The organism is Mesorhizobium sp. B2-3-6, from assembly GCF_006442305.1.
In the GTDB taxonomy this organism is placed as follows: Bacteria; Pseudomonadota; Alphaproteobacteria; order Rhizobiales; family Rhizobiaceae; genus Mesorhizobium.
This window is the reverse complement of record NZ_VFVW01000006.1, coordinates 92,367-113,933: the sequence shown is the minus strand read 5'-3', so window position 1 is coordinate 113,933 and position 21,567 is coordinate 92,367. Positions and strand designations below refer to the sequence as shown.

Genomic DNA, 21,567 nt, shown 5'->3' with positions numbered 1-21,567 from the left:
TCTCCATGCCGATCTCGATGTCGACCATGTTGAGCCAACTGGCGTGCTTGGGCGCATAGTGGAATTCGATGCGCCTGAGCAGGCGGCGCGCTTCCGATGACGGGAAGGCCGCATAGAGGACGGCGGGCGTGTGTCGACAGATTGACCAGCACGATCTGATGTAATCGGCCTTTGGGAAGTGGAGATCGACGAGTGCATGCAGAGCGCGAAGTCATCGGAGGTTCGCCGCTCGGTCACCTTGACGTTCCCCCATGACCGATGGGCATCGAGGCAAACGAAGAGATTGGCGGTGCCGTTGCGGCGATACTTCGTAATCGATACGCTGCGGCTTTCGCGATGCGGCGCCGTTCGGCTGGCGAAGTTCGCCGATGAGCTGGATCGGGCTCTTGTCGAACAAACGACCGGTCGTCGGGGGATCGGGAGCTGAGACGCTCGAGGCGCAGCGCCAGATGACGCATGATCCCGTCCGGTTGCAGATTTCCGACGCCGAATTCCACCACGCCATCTGTCGGGCCGGCGGCAATCCGCTTCTGGCCGATTTTCTGCACAAGATGTATTCGTTCGGCCTGGAATTCCGCCGCCGGGGCTTTTGGCGAAGGGCGCCGTGTCACTGAGCGTCCGCGATCACACCCGAATACTCGACGGCCTTGAAAAGCGCGATGCCGCCGCAGCCGTTGGAGCAATGGAGAAACACCCTTATCAGAATCCGCCGCAAGACGCTGGATGGGATGAACTCCTGATCGGATTACGGCCATTTTCCTGGCGCGATGGATCGGCACCAAGTTCAAGGCCAGGATACTGCGCGTCGACGCGCTTCATATCGGTGGTGAATTCGGTATCTATCCAATCGCAGATCTCGGAAACTACAGGAGTCTCCTGCTTGCGGGCGATGACCAGTTCGCAGGTCCGGCCGGTCTTCATGACCGGGCCTACCGGCACCAGGACACCGCGCGCCAGGTGATGCGACACGACGTTGAGCCAGCCGAGAGCGACGCCCTGCCCGAGCAGGGCGGCCTGGACCACGACTGTATAGTCCGAAAACTGCAGCCCGCCCGCCGTGCCATTTGCCGTGTTCTCCGAAAACAGGCCCGACCAGTCCGGTTCTGCCGTGCTGAGATTGATGATCCTGTCGAGCGCCGGCATGAACGTGCCGGTGGGCGCCTGTTTTTCCGGCAGGTGAGGAGCGCGGATCGGCACCAGCAATTCCGGCATCAGCTTGCGCGCGACGTGCCGGGCGTTGCTGCCATGATCGAAGCGCATCGCAATATCGACACCGTCCACGGCTCCGCCAAGCGGTCCGCTGATCAGCTGAAAGCGGATATCGACTTTCGGGAATCTCGACTGGAACAGCGCTAGCCTGGGCATGAACCAGTGCGTGGCGAAGGCAGACGACACCGAAAGAACCACTGTCCGCATTCCCGACTGCCTTGACTGCTGCACCCGCAGGACTGTTCGCTCGATTTCGTCGAAGCTGCCCGAAATTCCCGAAAAAAGCACGCTGCCCTGCTCCGTCAGGACGGCGCCGGAAGCGGTCCGGTGGAAAAGCGCGACGCCCAGATGGGCCTCCAGCCGCCCGATCGTGCGACTGACAGCCGGGCCGGTGACGCAAAGTTCCTGTGCGGCACGAGCAAAGGTCCCGCAGCGTACGGCCGCCTCGAAGGTCACGAGCGCATTGAGCGAAGGAAGCAGGTGTCGAAGGCGGGACATTACAAAATGTAAGCTCCCCGATCAGCATTTGTGGAATTGCGGCGACGCATCCTCTTCTGTTCATTGAACGCAAGCTTCCGCCGGTCGGAAGCCGGTTTCAGCGAGGAAGAGAGGCAGGTCTGATGTCCTTCAAGCAATTCAAAATTTTGACATTCGACGTCGTGGGGACGCTCATCGATTTCGAGAAAGGCATTCTCGACGCGTTCCGCTCGATCGGGGGAAAGGCTGCCGAGGGGCTGAGCGACGACGATCTCTTCGCCCCCTATCTTGAAGGGCGCGTCGATCATCCCGGCCGCTCCAGCCAGGTGATGGCGGACGTCTACCTCCATGTGGCCCATAAGCTCGGCCTGCCTGCGGACCAGCGCTCGGCCGACGCTTTCCAGATTGCCGTGCTGCGCTGGCCGGCATTCGAGGATTCCGCCGAGGCACTCAAGCGGCTGCGCCGGCATTTCCGCCTGGTCGCCATGACGAACGCCGACCGCGTTGCCTTCAGCGCCTACTCGCACACGCTGGGGACCCCTTTCCACGACGCCGTCACGATGGACGACGCCAGATGCGCCAAGCCTGACCCACGCTTCTTCTCGCATAATCTCGGGCGGCAATCCGCCTTCGGCTATCGCCAGGAGGACATGCTGCACGTTGCACAGAGCCAGTATCATGATATCGGCGTTGCCCGCTCGCTCGGTTACAAGGTCTGCTGGATCGAGCGGCGGATGCACCTGGAAGGCTATGGCGGCACACCGCATCCGGGCGAAGTGACGAAGCCGGATTTCCATTTCGCCACACTGCGCGACCTCGCCGACGCCGTCGAGCGGGAATAGCTCCGCCGGCGCCCAAGGGAGGACGATGCCGATGCAGGACCTGGCACATCCACGATCGCTGTGGCTGGAAACGGCCTCGCCGGCGCCGCCGCCGGTCGCGCTTGGAAACGCGGTCCAGGCCGATATCGCCATCATCGGCGGCGGATATACCGGCCTCAATGCCGCCTTGCGCGCCATCGAGCGCGGCCTGCATCCCGTCGTTCTGGAAGCGGTCGAAATCGGCTGGGGCGCTTCCGGCCGCAATGGCGGGGTCGTTTCCACCAAGTTTCGCGCCTCGCTAAGCGACATCGCGGCGCACCATGGGCTTGAAGCGGCGCGGCGCATGCACCGCATCGGCCATGATGCGATGGATCGCGTCGAACGGAATATCCAAGAACTGGGTATTGCCGACGCCGGCTTCATCCAGACCGGCAATTTGCGTTGCGCCCACAACGAACTTGCCCAGAAAAGGCTCGTGGCCGAAGCGGAGACGGCGCGGGGTATGTTCGGCGATGCCAGCCTGACCATACTCAACGCCAGCGCGGTGCGCGAGGAAACCGGTTCGGCCGATTTCGTCGGCGGCGTGCTTTCCACCCATGCCGGCATCGTTCATCCGCTGAACTATGCGCGGGGGCTTGCCGGCGCAGTGCGCAGCGGGGGCGGCGAGATCTTCGAGAATTCGGTCGTGGTGGCACGCCGGAAGGACGGCGACCGCACCGTTTTGACGACGGCGCGGGGCCAGGTCGCAGCCAGGCATGTCTTGATCGCCACCAACGGCTATTCCGACATTACCGCCGCCACTGCGCCGGTGCGCGGAACGGTGATCCCCTTCCGCAGCGCCATGATCGCGACCGAGCCGCTTGGCGCCGACCTCAGGGCCACGCTGATGCGGCACTGCCGCAGCTACAGCGAGACGCGGCGCATGATGCGCTGGTTTCGACCCGCCGGCGACCGGATGCTGTTCGGCGGGCGCGGGGCCTTCGGGCGCGAAGATTCCGCCTCCGCCTTCCAGGCGCTCGAAAGGGCGCTGAAGGAGATGCTCCCCCAGCTTGCCGGCACCGCGATCACCCACCGATGGTCGGGGCTCGTGGCCATGACCATGGATAGCCTGCCGCAGATCGGCATGCTCGACGAGCGGACCGGTTTCGCGCTCGGCTACAACGGGGCCGGCATCGCCATGTCGGGCCTCATGGGCCGCCGCGCCGTCGACCTGATGCTGGGAGACAGGCCGGAACTCAGCCTGATGCAACGCAACGAGCCGCAATCCATCCCCTTCTATTTCCTGCGCGAGCCGGCGGTGCGCACAGTGGCGGGCTGGTATCAGTTTCTCGACCGCATCGGCCGCTGACACCGCCGGCGCGCGCACCGTCACAGCGCGCTGCATATGCGCAAGGCGTCCAGCACCGCGGCATGGATGTTGCGGCTCGAAACCGCGTCGCCGATACGGTGCAGTTCGAAGCCGCTTTCCCGCAGGCGCGGTTGCGGCGCCGCCTTAACCATGGCGTCGAGATCGGTGACGCCATCATTCGCCGAGTGGCTGCGCAGCGCAAAATAGGTTTCGTCCATGGGAATGCTGCCCTGCTCGACGATGACCTGGTCGACAAGGATACTCGTCACCTCCCGCGAGATTTCATTGACAAAGCTGGCTTCCAGCCGGTTGTCCTTGCGCTGAACCGCGAAGAGTCGGCTCTCGAAGACTGGCCTCACGCCAAGCTGCAGGAAGCGCTTCTTCCAGCGCAGCCGCTCGGCATAGGTCAGTTCCTCCGAAAGCTGCGCGTCGATCGAGACATAGGCGACCTCCGCACCTGCATCTCTGGCTTGTTCGGCGGAAAGCGGGCCTGGATGCCGTCCGGTTCCGTCGTAAATCAGCACTTCGCCATGCAGCGGCACCTGTCCGGTCAGGACGTCCCATGTGTTGAGACAGAGTTCCGCGCCCTCCTGCAGGTCGATCTGCGGCAGGCCGCCCGTGGCGAGGATGACGACATCCGGTTCAAGCGCGGCGATATCGGCGCTTTCCATATAGGCGTTGGTATGGACGGCAACGCCGAGACGCTGCAGTTCGGCTTCGCGCCACTCCACAATGCCCATGAGGTCGCGACGCCAGGAGCCGGTCGCGCCGATCCGGATCTGCCCGCCGAGATCGCCAGCCGCCTCGTAGAGCGAAACGGCATGGCCGCGCTCGGCGCTGATACGCGCCGCCTCCAGGCCGGCCGGTCCGCCGCCGACGACGACTACCTTGCGGGCAGGTCCGTCAGTCTTCTGGATGATGTGGCGCAGCGTCAGTTCGCGGCCCGTCGCGGCATTGTGCAGGCAGGAGGGGCGATACGGCGACTGGCAATGCGTGGCGCCAACGCAAGGGCGTATCTCGGCCTCGCGGCCGCCGGCGAGCTTCTCCACCAGATGGGGGTCGGCGATCTGGGCGCGCGTCATGCCCGCCATGTCCAGCCTGCCTTCCGCCACCGCGAAGCGAGCCGAAGCGACATCGGCAATGCGCGCGGCGTGAAAGACGGGCAACCCGACCTCGTGGCGGAAGGCGCCGACCGGTTCGATCCATGGAGCCAGCGGCGAGCCCATGCCGGGCATGTTCTCCTCCGCAAGCGCGCGTGTCGTATCCATCGTGCCGTAAATGGCATTGAAGAAGTCAACGCCTCCCCCCGCCTTGAGCATCAGGGCCGCCTTGACGCATTCCTCGAAGTTCAGGCCGCCATCGGGGCCTTCGTCGACGACAAAACGTATGCCGACGAGGAAATCATCCCCCACGGCCTTGCGGATCGCTTCGTGGACCATCAGGCCGAAACGCAGGCGGTTCTCAAGCGCGCCGCCGAAACGATCCGTGCGGCGATTGGTCAACGGCGACAGGAATTGGCCGATCAGGTGCCCGGCCGCCAGGGTCTCGATCCCGTCCAGACCGCCTTCCTTGCAGCGCAGGGCAGCCTGGGCGTAAGCCTTCACGACACGGTCTATGTCGTGCTCGTCCATCTCCTTGGGGATGCTGCGGTGGAGCGTCTCGCGCACTGGCGAGGGTCCGATCGTAGAAAGCCGGTCGCCGGCATAAGGATCGCCGCGGCGGCCCAGATGGGTGATTTGGCACATCAGCGCCGCACCGAGATCATGCATGCGCGCGCTGAAGCGCTGGAAGTGCGGGATGATCGCGTCGGTGCCGACATTGAGCTGCCGGAAGATGTTGGGGGAATCCAGGTCGACGTTGGACGAGCCGCCGAACATCGATAGCGCCAATCCGCCGCGCGCCTTCTCCTCGTGATAGCGCTGATAAGCTTCCTCGGGCATGCCGCCGACTTCCAGGCCACAGGCATGACTGGTGCTTATGATACGGTTGCGCAATGTCAGCTTCTTGATGGTCAGCGGCTGCAGCAGCGGATCCCTGGTAATGGTCTTGACCGGCCCGTTCATTTCATTCTCCTGCCGAATTCCGGCCGAGCACGATCGCTCGCGCAGACGGATCGGTCCGCGCGTCGCCGTTGCCGGCCTGTTGGTTCAATTTCCGAGGCCCAAGGGTCTTGGGCCTAAACTCCTAGTCCGAGGGCCTGCGGCCCTAAAGAACCTGACTCAGGAACTGCCTCGTCCTGGGATCCTTCGCCTTGGTGAAAAACTCGTCCGGTGGGCCGTGCTCCACGATCACGCCCCGGTCGGTGAAATAGATGTGGTCCGCCACCTCGCGGGCGAATCCCATCTCATGGGTGACGAGGATGCAGGTCATGCCCTCTGCCGCCAGTTCCCTGATCGTGAGCAGCACCTCCTTCACCGTCTCGGGATCTAGCGCCGCCGTGACTTCGTCGAACAGCATGATGTCGGGGCGCATGGCCAGGCTGCGCGCAATGGCGACGCGCTGCTGCTGGCCACCCGACAGTTCTCCCGGATAGGCGTTTTCCTTGCCCTGCAGGCGGACTTTGGCGATCAGCGCGCGGGCGCGCTCCTCGACTTCCCTCTTCGGCTCCTTCAGCACCAGGACCGGCGCCATCATGACGTTCTGCAGGGCCGTCTTGTGCGGGAAGAGATTATATTGCTGGAACACGATGCCGACTTTCTTGCGCAGCGCGAGAAGATCGAGCTTGGTGTCGTTCACCTCCTGCCCTTCGACCTTGATCGAGCCCTTCTGGACAGGACTGAGCCCGTTGATGCAGCGGATCAGCGTCGATTTACCCGAGCCGGACGGGCCGATGACGCAGATCACCTCGCCTTTGCGGACATCGAAGCTGATCCCCTTCAGCACCTCCAGGGCGCCGAAGGACTTGTGCACGTCGCGCAGCGATATGATCGGCATGTCCGGCGACCAGCCTGATTTCAGCTTTGCTTCGTCGGTATTCGATTTAACTTGCAACGACATATTTTCGCTCGAGCTTCCGCGTCCAGATTGCGATCGGATAGATGTAGGCGAAGAACAGGCACAAAAGAAAAAGATAGAACGGAATGAGGAATTCCGGCCGCGCGCCCGCCGCTTCCATGGCGGCCTGGGCATTGCCGACCGCCTCGTGCACACCGAGGATCGAGGCCATCGGCGTCGCCAGCGCCAGCAATGCGTACCAGTTCATCCATGGCGGAATGGCGCGCCTGACGCATTGCGGCAGGATGATCCAGCGCAAGGTCTGGCCACGCGTGAAGGCAAGGCTCTCCGCCGATTCCCACTGACCCTTCGGGATGGAGTTGATGGCGCCGCGCAGCACCTCGCTGATATTGGCCATCACCGGTAGCGAAAAGGCGAAGGTGGCCTTGATCCAGTCCGGTATCGCCACCGTTCCGGCGCCGGGCAGGCGCATCTCGAACGGCACCAGCAGCATGACCGTGAACAGGATCACCAGCCACGGCGAATTGCGGAACAGATGCGTCACGAACCATGCGGGCGTTCGCAACAGCTTCGAGCGGCTGACCCGCAGCAATCCCAGCCCGATCCCCAGAAGGGTTGCGACCGCCATGGCGATGAAGCTCATCAGGAGATTGAGAGCGAAACCCTTGAGAATGAAAGGCAGCCACAGGATCAGCGTGGCGATGGCCGACGGGGCCTGCTGCTGGGGGTCCGATTGGGCATAGGCGAAGGCAAGCGAGCCGAAGAAGGCGAGCACCAGCCACAGCCCGTGCCGCCAATGGATGCGCGAGCAGAAGCTTTCTTCTGCGAAGCGGCCCCTTTCGATACGGAAAGCCGCGCCGCTCATTGGCCGTATCCCGGCAGGGTCAGCCTGTGCTCGATGAAATGGAGCCCGGCGGCCAGGAGCGAGACGACGAGCACATAGAACAGGAACAGGAGCAACATCATCTCCGGCACGTTCACATTGTCCGACCACACCTGGTTCAGCGTATAGGTCATCTCCGGGACGGAAATGACGTAGGCGAGCGATGTCGTCTTGGCGAGACTGACGAGATTGTTGGTGAGGGCCGGCAGGCTGATGCGGAAGGCCAGCGGTAGGGTGACATACAGGTATATCTGCCACTTGCTCATGCACAGGCTCTCGGCTGCTTCCTTCGTCGATCCCGGCACCGCCTCCAAGCCGGCGCGGAAGATCTCGACATTGAAGGCGCCGCCGAAAATGCCGAGCGAGATGATCGCCCAGGCGAAGGACGAGATCAGCGGCTGGTAATAGCCGCCAACATCGACCTGCGGCGTGAAGGCGCCGAGAGCGAAATAGAAGAACAGGAGCTGGATCATCGGCGGCGTGTTGCGGAATGCCTGGATATAGGCATCCATCAGCACCCGCAGGACGGGAGACCGGGCGCTTTGCGCCCAGGCCCCCAAGACGCCGATCACCAGCGACACGACGATCGACCAGAAGATCAGCTGTAGCGATATGCTGATGCCGGACAGGAAGCGCCCATATTCATAGCTGTCGTAGAAGACGATGAAATTGAGGCCCGTGCGGTCGTAGAGATCCTGGAAGAAGGGCGCGATCAACTGGAACATTTTAGCTCCGGCAGCCGGTCATCGATCAGCGTTTCGCAGAGCATCGGCTCAGTTGCCGCCCTTCAGGTAGCTCGTGTCCCACTCAGCCTTCTTGTGCTGCTCGGCGATCCACTGCGACGGCTTCACCTTCCATTTCTTTTCAAGCTCGACCAGCTTTCCGGACGCTTGCCAGCGATAGGCCATGCCTGCCATGAACACGCCCAAGGCCTTGTCCACTTCCGCCACGGGCACCGCGGCCGCCCAGGGATTGTCGAAGAGAACGGAAACAGGCATCTCATAACCCTTCCACTCGCCCGAAGCGAGGTCGGCCATAATGCTCGCATCGTCATAGACCCAGGCGATGCACTTGCCGGAGCGCAAGGCTTCCTTACCCTCCGTGTTTCCGGTGAAGGCGACGACCTTGGCGTGATATTCCGTCTCCACCAGCTTGTTGTAGTAGACGCCCTGCTTGGCGCAGACCGGCTTGTCGGCGATGTCCTTCCAGTCCTTGATGACACCCTCCTTGGCCAGCAGGGTCGGACCGGACGTCCAATAGGCCGGCTCGATGATGCCGACCGCCTTGCGCCGCTCAGTGGTGTCGTACATGCCGCCGATGATGACGTCGATCTTGCCCTGCTGCAGGAACTGCATGCGGTTGGCGGACGTGACCACGACCGGCTCAAGCTTGACGCCGAGCGCATCGGCTACCGACTGGGCGAGGTCCACCTCGATGCCTTGCATCGAACCATCCGGCGATGGGAAGGACCAGGGCTTGAACGCGCCGAGAACGCCGACACGCACGGCGCCTCGTTCCAGAATCTGCTGCAGATGCGATTCGGCCGCCTGCGCGCTGCTGGCGGGAAGGATCGCACTTGCGGCCAGCGTGACTGCAAGGGCGGCGATGGTTTTCAGTGCTGATCCGATTTTCATGCTTCTACATCTCCCATTTTGTGTGTTGTCGGCTGAATTGGAAGGTCCGATGCGGCGCGGAACGCCGTCTTCTGGTATCGGATGAACCCGTCGATTTCACTGACGGTCCGCTCCGGCGCCCAGCCGACCAGATCGGCAATGGCATCGGCAGCCTCCTCAACCTCGGCGCGGTCGAGATGGCGGCGCCAGGCGAGGCCTGTCCTCGTATAGAGAATACCTTTCAGGTCGCGGGCATGCTCGACCGAAACCGCTGTGCGGAAAGCGGCGCGCCTGCCTTGCGAAAGCGGCCTCGAAATTGCGAACTCCGCACCGCTGTCGCCTGTCTCCGGGATCCGCCTCGCCACGGACTTGCGCGTCGGCTTCAGTTGCTTCTCGACGATCCGCAGCATCTCGCGCCCTGCGCTCAGATGGCTCATGACCGGCCCTGCCGTCATCGCGAAGATACCCGGCCTGCCGGCAGATGCGAGATCGTGGATCTGACGCGTGCGCCGCCCCATCGGCTCGGCTGCATCGAAGGTGAGCGGCCGCACGCCGGCCCAGGTGAATTCGACGTGGCGGCGGCCGAGCCGCAGGCCGGGAAGCATGTGACTGGCTTCCGCAAGCAGGAAATCGATGTCTTCGTTGGTGGCTGCGGCACCGGCGGCGTCGCCGTCGAAAGGCGTCTCCGTCGGCCCGAAATAAAAGCAGTCGTCATGCGAAGGCAGACAATAGAACGGCATACCGCTGCGGTTGATCGTGGCGATGCCGTAGCCGCGATAGGAATCCGGCAGCCTGACCGCGATATGAGCGCCCTTGGTGCCGCGAACAAGGCAGGGCGCTGGCTTGCCGGCGACGGGATTGGCGTTCACCGCGTCCACCCAGGTGCCGGCCATGTTCAGCACGACGGACGCGCGAACCTCGGCCGCTTCCCCCTTACCGTCGCGCAGTTCGACGAGCCAGCCTTCCGGCTTCCTACGTATAACGGAAGCTTCGCAGAACAGGCGTATTTCGGCGCCGTTTCGCTCGGCGTCGAGGGCGGCATCCACGCACAGCCTGTCCGGCCAGTCCATGATGTATTCACGGTAGGTGGCAATCGACCGCAGACTTTCGGGGTCCCGCAGGTCGTTTGCGAATGGCAGGTGGGTTTCGAAATCACTCTTCAGCCGACGATAGGCGAGCGCCGGTTCCGGTGGCCCGAGACGGCGCAGGATGCGGAAACCGAGATCCAAATGCCAGCCGCGGACGGGGCTCTCCGGATAAATCGGAAAGCACATGGTGAAGGGCTTGCACCGTTGCGGGCTCCGCCCGACAAGTTCGGTTCGCGCTTCCATCCCCGCCCGCGCCATGCGCAAGGCCGCGGCGAAGCGCTGCGGATGAAACGCAAAGGTGCGGATCGGGTTGGGCGTTTCGAAATATCGAAGGCCGCAATGCAGGATGCGCGAGGATCGGCTGGAGGCGCCGGCGGCGAAATCGCTCCTGTCGACCAGGAGGACGCTGTAACCCGCTGCGGCCAGTTCTCGCGCCGCGCTCGAACCGTTGATGCCGGCGCCGACCACGACGACATCGTAGTCCCGGCCCTGCATCTCGATAATTCTAGGCGACATTGGCGGCCTGTTTTCCTGGACGGTCGATCACGCCAATAAAGCGCTGATACCGAAATGTTCAAAATAGAATTATCGGCGATTGATATGCGTAGTGTGCATATCGTCCTGGTCCGGCAATTGTCTCAGGATCCGATCGCGCTTTTGCGCCATCAGCTCCAGCAGGGCATCGGCGGCGGGGTTGGGCCCGCGCGACTCCGGGCGCAGCAGGGCAACGTTAAACGGGATCTTCGGCGCGAAGGGGATCAGCCTGACCCGGTCGTCCAACTGCTCGACCGCGGTGTAGGGATCGATGATCGCAATACCGATCCCGTGCTTGACCATTTCATAGGCCGACACCGAAAAGGTCGTCTCATAGGCGGCATCCACCTTGACGCTACTGGACAGCAGCGCCTGATCGAGGAGATGCCGTGCCGAGACGAAGGAAGTCCAGGAAATGAATGGCCCCTGGCGCAGGTCGGCCGGGCCGAGCCGGCTGCGCCCGGCGAGCGGATGATCGCGCGGAACAGCCGCGATATAGGGCGCGTCACTGAAGACTTCGGTCCGGAACCCGGAGCGCTTGAACGGTGTTTCCGCCAGTCCGAAATCAATCTGCTGCGCGGCCGCCCATTCCTCGATCTTGACGGACATGCGCACGTTCAGCGTGACCTTGGTCTTCGGCCAGTTCTTCCTGAAATCGGCCAGCAGATGCGGCACGAAATTGATGCCCAGCGCCGGCATGACCGCAAGGCTGATCTCGCCGCCTTCCCCGCTTGCCAACCGTGCTGCGAAGCTGCTCAACGCGTCCAGCGAGACATAGGCTCGCTCGATCTCGTCGAGTAACAGGTGTGCCACGGTGGTCGGCGTGATCAGGCCCCTGCGGCGCTCGAAAAGCGAAACGCCAAGCTCGTATTCCAGCTTGTCGAGAAGCCGGCTGACGGCCGGCTGGCTGCGCCCCAGCAATTCGGCCGCGCCGCTGACGGTGCCGGTGAGCATGACGGCGCGAAATGCCGAGTAGTGCAGAAGGTTCAACGTACTTGTCATGGCGCACCGGTCTTCCCCGGACTCCCTGCAAAGCCATTCGTCCCGTAATCGCGATTCCCGCGATCGCGTACCGGCTGTGTAGCATCTATCCATCAGCAGGCTGTCATTATCTTTGACGGCTTCAAGGCGCGGACTGTCCTGCAAAGAGGGCATGAAACACTGCCTCTGGTGGCAGGTGGGCCCGATATTGGGTCAAGCGGGCGGATCAATGTGCAGCCGATGGGCGATAGCCTCCCGGGCGGAAGCAGCCTCCTGCCGCTTCCTCTGCGCCGACCATGAGCGCGCCTTGGCAAGCACCTCGGCTGCCAGGTCCACGTCTTCGCCAAGCGGGTCGTCGTTCCAGACGAGGCCGCTGCGGCGTACCAGCAGATCGTCGATGGTCTCGGCATGCTCGCTCTCCACGCCCCGTTGCATGATCGAAAGCTTGTCCTCGCGTGAGCTGTTCCCGGTTTCGCGCGGAACGCTCCTGGAAGCGAAATCCGGCTGCTGGCTCGGCCGTGACGGTGCCAGTCCCTTGCCCAGTGCCGTCAATGCGAGCTGCCCTGCCGAGCGATGGCTCATGATCGGCCCTGCCGTCATGGCGAACAGGTTGGGCGCTCCTTCAGGACCGAAGTCATGCAGTTGCCGCGAACGTGCGCCCATGGGCTGCGCCGGATCGTAAGTGAGCGGCCGCACGCCCGCCCAGCCATAGAGAATGTCGGACCGCCTGATATCGAGCGTCGGCAGGAGATGATTGGCTTCGCCGAGCAGGAACTCGAAATCCTCCTCGGTCGGATGGATGTCGTCGGGATCGCCGTCATACAACGTTTCGGTCGGTCCGAAATAATGCAGGCCACGCCACGGGATACAGTACAGCCCCTCATTCAGCCGGTTGAGCGTTGCGATGCCGAAACGGCTGCATTCGGGCGGCAGGCGGACCACGATATGCACGCCCTTGGTGCCGGTGATGCGACGACCGATCCGCCCAGCCTCGACGCGCGCATTAATGCGGTCGATCCATATCCCGCCCATGTTGAAAACACTGCGCGCGACGACGTGAACGGGCCGGGCGGCAGCATCCAGCGTATCGCCGAGCTCCAGCTGCCACAGATCGCCCTGCTGCGCCGCATGGGTGACTTCGGTATAGTTGCGTACCGACGCACCCAGACGCTGCGCTTCCAGCACCGCATCCACCACCACCCGTTCGGGCCAGTCGAACTGGTATTCGTCGAACATGGCGACCGACTGGAGCGCCTGCTTGTCGCGCAGATGCTGGAGAAGCGGCATCTGCGCGACTTCTGCGCCCGATAACCGGCGGTAATTCAGCGGCACCTCGCGGCCGCCCAGGGATTTCAGGATGCGGAACGCCGCATCGATCTGCCACCCGCTATAAGGGCCTCCACGGTAGACGGGAAAGCAGAACCTCATGGAGCGTATACGGTCGGGCGTGTCGCGGACGAATTGCGCCCGTGACTGCATCGCCGCCCGGGCCATCCGGCACGCGGTCAGGAAGCGCTGCGGCTGGCGCACGAATTCCCAGACGGATTTTCCGGGCGCGAGATAACGCAGACCACAATGAAGGAGCCGCGAAGACCGTCCGCTGGCGCCGGCGGCGAAATCACTCTTGTCGACGAGCAGCACCGAATAGCCGGCAGCACTGAGGCAACGCGCTGTTTCGGCGCCGTTGATGCCGGCACCAACGATGGCGACGTCGAAGACTGATCCGGAAAGTTCATCGAGTGAAAGGCGCATGATATCCCTGCTTGTTTGCAACTATGGATCCGCTTGGCGCAGGCGCCCGCGCCGGGCCGATCGAACCAAGAGTTGAAAAAAATCGACCGGAGGACCGCGTCCACCGGTCTCAAAATGGAGCTTTTCCGTCTCCGGCCGGCGGCTCGACAAAGGCTGTCTGTCGACCGCCAACCGGCCTGGCGGCGCGCCTGTCGCGTTGAGACTACTGGCTGTCCATTTTCGTGTTGTCAGCCTCAAGCAGCTTTTCGTGTTCGGCTTCGAACCACGGATCCGCGACCACTTTCCATTTCTCGGCAAGTTCGATGAGCTTGCCGGAGGCATGCCAGCCATGGCTCATGCCGGTCATGAATTTTCCCCAGATGCCGTCGCGCTCCTCCAGTGGAACGCCTGCCGCCCAATAGCTGTGATAACGGGATTTCAGGGGCATTTCGTAACCATCCCAGCCTTCGGTTCTCAACGACTGCTGGATCGCCGTATCGTCCGACAGCCACGCTGCGCATTTGCCGCTGCGCAGGGCCTGTTTGGTTTCCGTATTGCCGGAAAAGGAAATGATCTTGGCGTCATAGGCCTGAGCGATCACGGTATTGTAGAAAAGGCCTTGCTTGGCGCAAAGCGGCTTGCCGCTGAGATCCTCCCAACTCTTGATCAGTCCGGCCTTGGCCATGACATTGGCGCCCGATACCCAATAGGCTGGCTGCACCATCCCGACGACCTTGCGTCGCTCCGGCAGGTCGGACATCGCCCCGAGGATGAGGTCGATCCTTCCCTGCTGCAGGAGTTGCATGCGGTTGGCGGATTCGATCTGAACCAGTTCCAGCTTGACGCCCAGCTTTTCGGCGACATCCGCAGCGAGATCAGGCTCGATCCCGACGAGCCTGCCATCGGGGTCACGATAGGACCAGGGCGGATAGGCACCCTGCACTCCGACCCGCAGCGTGCCGCGTTCAAGGACTTCCTTGAAGCGATCATTGGCCGCGTCCGCCTTTGCGGCAACTCCCGCAAGGACCGCGCCAGCCACGACGGCGATCGACGTGAACTTCACCCATAAATCCATTGCCCAATCCTCCCATTGCAATTATTGGCGACAAATGTCGCGGTCCGGCGATTGGTCACCGCCTCATCAATCGGACTTCGCGCCGATCCCATTGTCAAATAAGGGGAATTATGGACGCTATGCAGTTCCGTTATAGGCTGCAAAGGAGAGGCGGCTTGAACATCAGGCAACTCGAAGCCTTCAAGGCAACGATGACTGCAAAGACCACCATCGGGGCCGCGGAGCTTCTCGGCGTTTCCCAGCCGGCCGTAAGCCGGCTTCTGGGTCAATTGGAAACATCTTTGTCAGTGACCCTGTTCGACCGGTCCGGCGGGCACCTCAATCCCACGCCGGAAGCCCTCCTGCTGCATGAGGAGGTTCTTCGTGCCTTCGTGTCGATCGACAAAATCCGCGAGATCGCCCGCGAAATGCAGGTCGCCAATTCCGGGATGGTCTCGGCGGCGTCGCTGCCGATGCTGGCAATGGACTTCATGCCTTCGGCGATCGCCCGCTTCACGGCAAGCCGGCCGGAGAGCCGCATTTCGCTGCGTATCCAGATGTCGCCGCGCATAGAAGAACTCGTCGCCAGCCAGCTTGTGGATGTCGGCATCGCCGAATATCCCTTCGACCGCTCCGGCATCGAAATCGAGGAATTCTGCTCCGCGCATTATCTGATGGCGGTTCCAAGCCATCATCGGCTGGCGCAGAAGGCACGGCTGACGCCGGAAGATTTACGCGACGAACGCTATATCTCCATCACCCACAATCATCTGGGGAGGCAACTCGCCGACCAGATTTTCGACCGCTACGGCGTTAAGCGCCGCATTGTCCTTGAAGCCCAGCTTTTTAGCACCATCGCCAACATGGTGGCCAAGGGGCTGGGAATCGGATTGATCGACCCCTTCACGGCGTTCGATTTTCGCGAGCATCCGGGAGTGCGCTCCATTCCCTTCGAGCCCGCGGTCAGCCTGCGTCTCGGCATGCTTTATCCGACACACCGTTCCCCCTCGCGCGTCGCGCGCGAATTCATTTCCAGCCTCAAGGCATCGCGCCGCGATGTCCTGCGTCAGATCGACGATATCTTCCACCGCAATTGAAGCCGGGCGCGCATCTATGCCGATCCGGCATAGCCCTATGCCACGCGCGGCTGCCTTCTCCTGTTATTGTCGCGGCGAAGGATCGGGCAAGGAACATAGATGGGCACCTTTCAAACGGACGTGGCCATTGTCGGTGGAGGAATTGTCGGCTGCTCGACCGCTCTTTCCCTAGCCCGCAAAGGGAGGTCGGTAACAATCTTCGAGCGCGGCAAGATCGCTTCCGAACAATCCAGCCGTGCCTGGGGTTTCATCCGCCGGCAAGGACGGCATGAAGCCGAGCTGCCGCTCGCGGTCGAAGCCTTGGAACTGTGGGCGGACTTGACCTCGAGATACGGCACACAGGCGACGCAGTTCACCCGCAGCGGAATCCTGGTCCCCGCGGAAACCGCTGCCGATGAGGATCGGATCCGCAGCGGCCACGATATTGCGCGCAGCTTCGGCCTTTCGACGCGCCTGCTGGATGCCGCGGACGTTCGTCAGACAATCCCCGAATTGGCTGGGCAATGGCGCGGCGGACTTTTCACCGCCGACGACGCCCATGCCGATCCGGCTCTTTCGACCCGGACCATCGCGGCTGCGGCACGCGAAGCCGGAGTCACTATCCTGGAAGATACACCGGTTTTCCGGCTCGACCTCGACAGGCAGGACAGACCGAGGCTCCTGGCGTCTAACGGGATCTTCGAAGCAAAAACCGTCGTTTTGGCAAACGGCATCGGCGCACCGGTGCTGGCCGCTTCGGCCGGCCTGCACCTGCCTATCCAGATCGTCAAATCCTCCGTCGGCCGCACCCGGAAGGCAGCACCCTTCACCCGCATCGCGATGTGGGGTCCCCGCGTTGCATTCCGCCCCTCTATGGGCGGCGATTTCATTATCGGTAACGGCTATCGCGGCATGGGAGTCGATTACGAAATCACCGTCGACTCATTTCGCTGCATGCGCCATTTCATACCCGCCTATCGCAACAACTGGCGTCAACTGCACCTCAGCATCGGAGCCGATTTCCGTCATCAATTAGCCGCGCGCTTCAGCCGCCGCAATGCCGTGCAGGCGCTGCCGGAGCCGAAGCCCAATATGCGCAAGGTGATGGCCAACCTTGCTGGCTTCCGGCAGATCTTTCCGCATCTGAATACGATCGAACTGCAGAACGCCTGGGCCGGCAGGCTGGATATCACGCCCGACGTCATTCCAATCATCGATCGGCCCAAGCCAGAGCTCGAACTCTTCGTGGCGGCCGGCTTCAGCGGCCACGGCTTTGCGCTTGGACCTTCCATCGGCAAACAACTCGGCGAATGGGTCACACAGGGCAGCCCCTCGATCAATCTTTCCGCCTTTGCTCTTTCCCGGTTCGAAAAGGGCATCGTTCACAAAGCGCAACAGGCGCTTTGAGATCGTGTTCGTTCACGCGGCCTCGCCTTAGACTTAACGGCGGAGCCGGGCTTGACGGACTTGTCAGACAGGCCGGAGCCGAGCTCACCGCGATAGGAAGCGCGGCCGGCAGCATGCGGCTCGCCGGCCGCGCCGAGGACGCCCTGCGCGACCCCTGGTACCTGCGCCCGGCCGGCGCCGATCCCGGCCCCGCCGGCGCGGTTCTTGGCGCCTGGCGGCAGCTGTCCGTGCAGCCGCCCGCTGGCAGCGCCGACCGACTCGAAAAGATCGTCGACCAGCTCGGGCTCCATTGCCACCGCGCGGCGCTCGCCGACCTTTGCACGGAGATCGAAAAACTGGCGGGATCGCAGCGGCCGGTGCCGTTCGCTGCAACGGCAATCGCCGCCCGCGTCGCCGCGATTCGGCCCGACCCCGAGCTTTTGGCCTGGTGGCTTGCCGACCTGGTGCTGGCAGCACCAGCCCACCCTGGAGGCTGTCGTTTCCTGTGACAACTCAAATCGCTTGCAGTATCGTTCCCGGCGTCGGCTGAAGCCGATCCGGACCCGCAAGAGTAAATACCTGAGTAACCGGATCGAACAGGACCATCGGCGCATCAAGCGCCGCATCGGGTCAATGCTCGGCTTCAAATCACCGGGATCAGCCGCGATCATCCTAAACGGCATCAAAATGGTTCACATGATCAGCGGCGGTCACGCGGTGCCTGATTGATCGGCGCGGCTCCAGCATCGTTGGCGGTAGCATTGGCCAAAGCCGGGCGCATCGATCGCCATGTGTGGCATGACGGGTCTGCGTGAACCCTGGATGATGCGGCGGCGTTATAAGATTTCTGCAACTGTCTTATAACCACCGCTTGCGTCGCTTGAGTTCATCCTGTTATAAGAGAAACTCATTTTTCTTATAACGGAGCCGGCGCATGAAGACGGTCGATCTCGTTTATCGCACGATGTATGCGGAACTCGTTCAGCGCTGCCTTGGTGCATCGTTCGAAACCGACTTCTCAACGGCGGGAAATTTCGTTCGGGTTCCGGTGAAGGGGCGGGATTATTGGTATTTTGAGGAGACCCAACCCAAGAAGACGCGGAAGTATGTCGGCCCGTCCGATGATCCCGAGATCGCGAAACGCGTTGCAGCCTTCCAAGAGATCAAGGAAGACCTCCGCGGGCGACGGAAACTCGTCTCCACGCTGACTCGCCAAGCAGGGCTGACTGCACCGGACCGGTTCACTGGCGATGTCGTTGGAGCAATGGGAGCAGCAGGAATCTTCCGCCTGAGAGGCGTGCTCGTCGGTACGGTTGCCTTCCAGACGTATGCGGGACATCTCGGCGTGAGATTGCCCGGTGCCTCATTGCAAACCGGCGATGCCGATTTCGCGCAGCACTACTCGATCTCCTCGTCAGTCGACGACAGCCGGCCGCCGATCTTGGAAATCTTGAGAGAGATTGACCCGACCTTCAGGGAGATCCCGCACAGATCGGATCCCGCACACGCGACGCAATTCGAGAATGCAACGAGATACAAGGTCGAATTCCTCACGCCGAACCGGGGATCCGATCACTACACCGACCATGCCACTCCGATGCCAGCACTGGGCAGAGCTTCGGCGCAGCCCTTGCGTTTCCTTGATTTCCTCATCCACGAGCCCATCCGGACCGTGATGCTGCATCGGTCAGGGGTGCCTGTAACCGTGCCGTCGCCGGAACGCTATGCAGTTCACAAGCTCATCGTCGCCTCTCGCAGGCAATCAGATGCAAACGGCGTCGCCAAGCGCGAAAAGGACGTCTATCAGGCCAGCCTCCTTATCGAGGCACTGGAGGCCACCCGTCGCCAGGACGACCTTGCAACAGCGCTCGCGGAAGCGTGGGGCAGGGGGCAGCACTGGCGCGAGGCGATGCTGAAGGGGCTGAGCCTGATGCCGCCGAAGAAACGACAGGAAGTTGAGGAGACAGTCAGAAAGGCCCTTGTCGAGATCGGCGAGGAGTTGGACGGCTTCAACTCGGCCGTGAAGTCGTCGCCAGAAAAAAGTGCGACCCGAAAGCCGCCCTGTCGCTTGGACTGAGGAATATCCTCGTTGATCAGGATCGCGTACGAGGGAATATACCGTAGCTGAGGTCTGTTCGCCGTGTTCGTCTAAAACAAGGCACTAAGGAACTATAAGCTGGATTGCCTCGGGCGATCGCTTGCCTACCTGGCCAATACGGTAAAGAACCCTGCCTGACCAGCCGGAAAAGTGCGTAGATCGCACCACGACCGCAGCGGCCGTATGGTGGTTTTGCGTCTTCACCACGCTGGCGAGTTGGAGCGCGACCTGACCCGTGAATGCGCCAGCTGGTCTTCCTACCGCCAGAGCACGCGGCCGCAAAGGCGGACGGAAATTCGCGCTCACCAAAGCGCGGATACGCCTCGCCCAAGCTGCCACGGGCCCGCCAGTTCCGCAATAGCATTCCGAACAGCCCGATCGACGAGAATGCTGCGCTTCGGTGGAGACGAGCGTTTGCTTTTTTCAACCCATAGCCGTGCCAGACAGCTCTACCGACCCTGCGGGGAGCCGCGCAAAAGTGTACCAATTATAGATCTGCTCGCCCGTCCAGAATGCCACGTCGCGATGAGAGGAGATATAATCCAGCAATTCCTCCAGATAGCCAATCCGATGCGGAACACCGCTAAGATAAGGATGGACGCTGATGGACATGATCCGGGGCGAGGTCGCGCTCTCCCGATACAGCCGGTCGAACTGGCGCTTGCCGCGCTCGAGCAGTTCCGCCGACGAGTGCTGCGCCACAGCCATTATTGCGACATCGTTAATCTCCACCGTATAGGGGAGTGTCACCAGCCGGCCGGCCGTCGTCTTCAGTTCGCAAGGCAGGTCGTCCATTACCCAATCGGCGACGTACCGAATTCCTTCTTCAGCGAGGATGTCGGCCGTGTCCGAGGTCTCCGTAAGCCCTGGGCTTTCCCATCCCACCGGCGGCTTACCGGAAATCTTGGACAGCGCGCCGATTGTGCGCCGAATTGCAACGCGCTGGTCTTCGAGGTTGTGCATCGGCCCTTGGAGCCAACCGTGACCCATCAGTTCCCATCCGGCGTCGTGCGCGGCATGCGCGATCCTGGGATAGACCTCGCACACTGATCCATTGATGGCCAACGTCGGAACAATTGTTCGGGATGTCAGGCTCTCGTGGATGCGCCAGAAGCCGACCCGCATGCCGTATTCGTGCCACGACCAATTCGGAATATCGGGTAGCATCGGCATGCCCATCGGCGGCGGCAAGACGGTGCGCGGCATCGGCCGCCTCGCGTCCCAATGTTCGACATTGACGATCAGCCACACCGGCATCCTGACGCCGTCAGGCAATTTCAGCGGCTGTCTATCGACGATGGCCTGGTAGTCTATTCGTTCGCGAGGGCTCAGCGGCATGCGACGGTCCTAAGGGCTTGGAACGCACTTGGATTGATCAGCTTCATAGGGTGACTCGCCGTCAACCCAGTCGCACCACCAGTGGGCCGATACGTATAGACCTCCACCACGCCGCCGCCAAGCGGATGCAACGTGGGGCGCCTTGGCTTGGCACAAAGGACGACCAGTTGCACAAGCAAGCAGACGCATGATGATGTTTAGCCTTGTTTGATCGTCAGCCCGCCGTCTACCAGCAAAGTCTGGCCCGTCACGTATCGCGCTGCGTCGGAAGCCAGAAACAGGATTACATCCGCCACCTCGTCGGGTTCGCCGATGCGACGCAATGGAATGGAAGGAGCCTGAGCCACCAGCCGCGCTTCACCCATCGAGTGCTCCTCGGAGAGGGATTGTGCCGTGCGGATGAAACCGGGCGCGACGCCGTTGACCCGGATCCCGTCGCCGCCCAACTCGGCGGCCAAGCCTCGCACCAAACCCAGAACGCCGGCTTTGGCGGCGGAATAATGGACATGCTCGGCCCAGCCATAGCTCATGCCTGAAATCGACGATACCGCCACGATGGCGCCTTTGCGACGCTCTCGCATGCGCGGCGTGGCAGCGCGTGCCATCCGGAACACGCCTTTTAGGTCAATGTCGACTGTGATGTCCCACTTGGCATCGCTCATCTGCGCCAGCGGCACCTTGTGGGCGATACCCGCATTGGCCACCACGACGTCCACGCCGCCATACTGCTTGTCGATTTCCCCCACGACGTCGTCGACCTGATCCGATCTGGTCACATCGAGTTTGCGGAAATAAGCATCCCCGCCGCCCGCCTTGATCTCTTCGGCCACCTGCTTGCCTTCGGTCTCGAGAATGTCGGTCACGCAGATTCTGTAGCCAACCCTGGCGAAAGCGAGGGCCGTGGCGCGGCCAATGCCGATGCCGGCGCCGCTGATGATTACGGTAGGCTTGGTCATGACGATCTCCCGGACACTG

19 protein-coding genes and 2 pseudogenes are annotated in these 21,567 nt (G+C 62.3%); 8 read left to right on the top strand and 13 right to left on the bottom strand.

Features of this window, described 5'->3' with window-relative positions; genetic code table 11:
- Positions 1 to 4: 4 nt before the first annotated feature.
- Positions 5 to 394 (bottom strand): annotated as a pseudogene (locus tag FJ953_RS30905) (transposase); the annotation flags it as partial.
- Between FJ953_RS30905 and FJ953_RS18560 the strand changes: the two are divergent.
- Positions 369 to 614 carry an FCD domain-containing protein gene (locus FJ953_RS18560; RefSeq protein ID WP_140523216.1) on the top strand — a complete coding sequence of 82 codons (246 nt, stop codon included), beginning with the start codon at positions 369 to 371 and terminating at the stop codon, positions 612 to 614. The pseudogene FJ953_RS30905 and the gene FJ953_RS18560 sit on opposite strands and share 26 nt — an antisense overlap.
- Before the next feature lie 85 nt (positions 615 to 699).
- Here FJ953_RS18560 and FJ953_RS18555 read toward each other — a convergent pair whose 3' ends face one another.
- Entirely contained in the window at positions 700 to 1,707 is a 1,008-nt protein-coding gene (locus tag FJ953_RS18555) for a LysR family transcriptional regulator (protein WP_140523218.1), read from the bottom strand.
- A 122-nt stretch (positions 1,708 to 1,829) separates the two neighbouring features.
- On the opposite strand from FJ953_RS18555, the gene FJ953_RS18550 reads away from it, so the two are divergent.
- Positions 1,830 to 2,528 carry an HAD-IA family hydrolase gene (locus FJ953_RS18550; protein WP_140523221.1) on the top strand — a complete coding sequence of 233 codons (699 nt, stop codon included), beginning with the start codon at positions 1,830 to 1,832 and terminating at the stop codon, positions 2,526 to 2,528.
- A 31-nt stretch (positions 2,529 to 2,559) separates the two neighbouring features.
- A complete protein-coding gene (locus tag FJ953_RS18545) occupies positions 2,560 to 3,855 on the top strand; it encodes an FAD-binding oxidoreductase (protein ID WP_140523224.1) in 1,296 nt (431 codons plus the stop codon).
- Between the two features lie 20 nt (positions 3,856 to 3,875).
- On the opposite strand, the gene FJ953_RS18540 is transcribed toward FJ953_RS18545, so the two are convergent.
- From FJ953_RS18540 to FJ953_RS18500, 9 genes are all read right to left on the bottom strand, one after another.
- Complete coding sequence (locus tag FJ953_RS18540; protein ID WP_140523226.1) at positions 3,876 to 5,918, bottom strand: NADH:flavin oxidoreductase; 2,043 nt, start codon at positions 5,916 to 5,918, stop codon at positions 3,876 to 3,878.
- A 142-nt stretch (positions 5,919 to 6,060) separates the two neighbouring features.
- Complete coding sequence (locus tag FJ953_RS18535) at positions 6,061 to 6,852, bottom strand: amino acid ABC transporter ATP-binding protein (protein WP_281405127.1); 792 nt, start codon at positions 6,850 to 6,852, stop codon at positions 6,061 to 6,063.
- Positions 6,836 to 7,675: an ABC transporter permease subunit gene (locus FJ953_RS18530; protein WP_140523229.1), complete on the bottom strand. Its 840-nt coding sequence runs from the start codon at positions 7,673 to 7,675 to the stop codon at positions 6,836 to 6,838. The genes FJ953_RS18535 and FJ953_RS18530 overlap by 17 nt, the downstream gene beginning before the upstream one ends.
- Positions 7,672 to 8,418, bottom strand: a complete 747-nt coding sequence (locus FJ953_RS18525; protein ID WP_140499588.1) for an amino acid ABC transporter permease — start codon at positions 8,416 to 8,418, stop codon at positions 7,672 to 7,674. Before FJ953_RS18525 ends, FJ953_RS18530 begins: the two co-directional genes overlap by 4 nt.
- 48 nt (positions 8,419 to 8,466) lie before the next feature.
- Positions 8,467 to 9,327 (bottom strand): transporter substrate-binding domain-containing protein, encoded by an 861-nt coding sequence (locus tag FJ953_RS18520; protein WP_140523232.1) that lies wholly within the window; start codon positions 9,325 to 9,327, stop codon positions 8,467 to 8,469.
- Entirely contained in the window at positions 9,324 to 10,910 is a 1,587-nt protein-coding gene (locus tag FJ953_RS18515; protein ID WP_140523234.1) for an FAD-dependent oxidoreductase, read from the bottom strand. The genes FJ953_RS18520 and FJ953_RS18515 overlap by 4 nt, the downstream gene beginning before the upstream one ends.
- 69 nt (positions 10,911 to 10,979) lie before the next feature.
- Positions 10,980 to 12,074, bottom strand: coding sequence for a LysR substrate-binding domain-containing protein (locus FJ953_RS18510; RefSeq protein ID WP_224684691.1), 1,095 nt, complete (start codon positions 12,072 to 12,074; stop codon positions 10,980 to 10,982).
- A gap of 48 nt (positions 12,075 to 12,122) precedes the next feature.
- The gene (locus tag FJ953_RS18505) at positions 12,123 to 13,661 is read right to left on the bottom strand and encodes an FAD-dependent oxidoreductase (protein ID WP_140523237.1); all 1,539 of its coding nucleotides are present in this window, start codon (positions 13,659 to 13,661) and stop codon (positions 12,123 to 12,125) included.
- A 202-nt stretch (positions 13,662 to 13,863) separates the two neighbouring features.
- Positions 13,864 to 14,715, bottom strand: a complete 852-nt coding sequence (locus tag FJ953_RS18500) for a transporter substrate-binding domain-containing protein (protein ID WP_140523240.1) — start codon at positions 14,713 to 14,715, stop codon at positions 13,864 to 13,866.
- A gap of 155 nt (positions 14,716 to 14,870) precedes the next feature.
- Here FJ953_RS18500 and FJ953_RS18495 point away from each other — a divergent pair, with 155 nt between their 5' ends.
- From FJ953_RS18495 to FJ953_RS18475, 5 genes and pseudogenes are all read left to right on the top strand, one after another.
- Positions 14,871 to 15,791 (top strand): LysR substrate-binding domain-containing protein, encoded by a 921-nt coding sequence (locus FJ953_RS18495; RefSeq protein WP_181165427.1) that lies wholly within the window; start codon positions 14,871 to 14,873, stop codon positions 15,789 to 15,791.
- Between the two features lie 99 nt (positions 15,792 to 15,890).
- The gene (locus tag FJ953_RS18490) at positions 15,891 to 17,177 is read left to right on the top strand and encodes an FAD-dependent oxidoreductase (protein WP_140523245.1); all 1,287 of its coding nucleotides are present in this window, start codon (positions 15,891 to 15,893) and stop codon (positions 17,175 to 17,177) included.
- Positions 17,081 to 17,665: a DUF1403 family protein gene (locus FJ953_RS31115; RefSeq protein WP_140523247.1), complete on the top strand. Its 585-nt coding sequence runs from the start codon at positions 17,081 to 17,083 to the stop codon at positions 17,663 to 17,665. Before FJ953_RS18490 ends, FJ953_RS31115 begins: the two co-directional genes overlap by 97 nt.
- Positions 17,646 to 17,885, top strand: a pseudogene (locus FJ953_RS18480) (DDE-type integrase/transposase/recombinase); the annotation flags it as partial. The gene FJ953_RS31115 and the pseudogene FJ953_RS18480, both read left to right, overlap by 20 nt.
- Before the next feature lie 205 nt (positions 17,886 to 18,090).
- Positions 18,091 to 19,233: a GSU2403 family nucleotidyltransferase fold protein gene (locus FJ953_RS18475; protein ID WP_140523249.1), complete on the top strand. Its 1,143-nt coding sequence runs from the start codon at positions 18,091 to 18,093 to the stop codon at positions 19,231 to 19,233.
- Positions 19,234 to 19,677: 444 nt separating this feature from the next.
- On the opposite strand, the gene FJ953_RS18470 is transcribed toward FJ953_RS18475, so the two are convergent.
- The gene (locus FJ953_RS18470) at positions 19,678 to 20,592 is read right to left on the bottom strand and encodes a polysaccharide deacetylase family protein (protein WP_140523252.1); all 915 of its coding nucleotides are present in this window, start codon (positions 20,590 to 20,592) and stop codon (positions 19,678 to 19,680) included.
- 197 nt (positions 20,593 to 20,789) lie between these two features.
- The gene (locus tag FJ953_RS18465) at positions 20,790 to 21,548 is read right to left on the bottom strand and encodes an SDR family NAD(P)-dependent oxidoreductase (protein WP_140523255.1); all 759 of its coding nucleotides are present in this window, start codon (positions 21,546 to 21,548) and stop codon (positions 20,790 to 20,792) included.
- Between the last annotated feature and the right edge of the window lie 19 nt (positions 21,549 to 21,567).